Origin of the sequence: Segatella albensis DSM 11370 = JCM 12258 (genome assembly GCF_000426565.1) — a bacterium.
Classification (GTDB): domain Bacteria; phylum Bacteroidota; class Bacteroidia; order Bacteroidales; family Bacteroidaceae; genus Prevotella; species Prevotella albensis.
In genome coordinates this window covers 1-1,455 of record NZ_AUFP01000043.1, presented here as the reverse complement: position 1 = coordinate 1,455, position 1,455 = coordinate 1, and the positions used below count along the sequence as shown (strand labels likewise).

2 protein-coding genes are annotated in these 1,455 nt (G+C 39.9%); both read left to right on the top strand.

The window, feature by feature from the left end:
- The first annotated feature begins 45 nt into the window (after positions 1–45).
- Positions 46–582 (top strand): helix-turn-helix domain-containing protein, encoded by a 537-nt coding sequence (locus tag K333_RS12995; protein WP_081657252.1) that lies wholly within the window; start codon positions 46–48, stop codon positions 580–582.
- Complete coding sequence (locus tag K333_RS0109795) at positions 570–1,418, top strand: IS3 family transposase (RefSeq protein WP_238314596.1); 849 nt, start codon at positions 570–572, stop codon at positions 1,416–1,418. The genes K333_RS12995 and K333_RS0109795 overlap by 13 nt, the downstream gene beginning before the upstream one ends.
- Positions 1,419–1,455: the final 37 nt, after the last annotated feature.

The following is a 1,455-nucleotide window of genomic DNA, read 5'->3' as shown; positions in this document are numbered from 1 at the left end:
TGAAGTGAACCCCGAAAGTTAGACAAAAAACTTCCGGGGTTCATTATGTCAGAAAGAAAGAGAAGAAAACATGATTATTCAGCCCGTCTAAAATATATACGGCTGTTAGAATCTGGATGGACTTTTAATTTAATCCGTGTTAAATATGGTATTGACGACACTCAACTTAAAGTTTTGTGGGAGAAATATCAGCAATACGGGGAGGCTGGTTTGCATAAAAGTGGAAAAATCAAGGCCGATTTTGCATTAAAGAAGAAAATCGTGCTTGATATTATAGAAAATCATTTAACTTTGCACGCAGCTTCGATAAAATACGGTCCATCCATAAGTGCCATAAATACTTGGCTTAGGATATATAGATCAGAAGGTCTTTCCGGTTTGGAACGTGTTAAAAAACGAGGCCGACCACCAGGTATGGGCAGACCAAAAAAGAATAGTAAACCACTGACAGAGCTTGAAAGGCTCCGTAAGGAGAATCAGGAACTCAAGACAGAGAATGCTCTGCTAAAAAAAGTGAGAGCCTTAGTCGAGGAAAGGAATGCTCGTCTACGCGGGACTGGGCAAGGGCCATCGAAGAACTAAGGCTTGAAGGACATCCGCTACAGTTTATGCTGGAGAGGATAAAGATGGCTCGTTCCGTGTTCTATTACCATCTATTGCATATGGATGACAGCGATGGCTATGATGATCTTCGAGACAGAATAAAGGCCATATATGACGAGAATCATGGTCGGTATGGATACAGAAGAATATGCCTCGCATTGAGAAATGAAGGCAAGGTAGTAAATCACAAAACGGTACAGAAACTTATGGGACAACTCGGGTTGAAAGCAAAATGCAAGAAACGCCACTATCACTCCTATAAGGGTGAGGTGGGAAAGATTGCGCCTAATATACTGGAGCGTGATTTTACAGCAGGAAGGCCAAACCAAAAATGGACTACAGATGTTACTCAGGTATGTATCAACGACAAGAGGCTATATCTTTCGCCTATATTGGATATGTTCAATGGAGAGATTATCTCTTACAGTATATCTAACAGTCCGAACCTGGAGATGGTCACAACTATGCTTAGAAAGGCATTTAAGCAGCATCACAATACAGATGGTCTGGTATTACACTCTGATCAGGGATGGCATTATCAGCACATGATGTATCAGAAGATGCTCAAAGACCATGGAATAGTGCAAAGCATGTCAAGGAAAGGCAACTGTCTGGACAATGCTATGATGGAAAATTTCTTCGGACTGATGAAGAACGAATTGCTATACGTGAATCATTTTGAATCTATCGAAGAGTTTGAACGAGAACTGAAAAAATATATATGGTGGTATAACAATAAAAGAATAAAACTGAGATTAAAAGGAATGAGCCCGGCTATATACCGAGCTCACTACTATAGAGAGATAAATAATTAATATTTAATTAATCGTCCAACTTTTCGGGGTCACATCA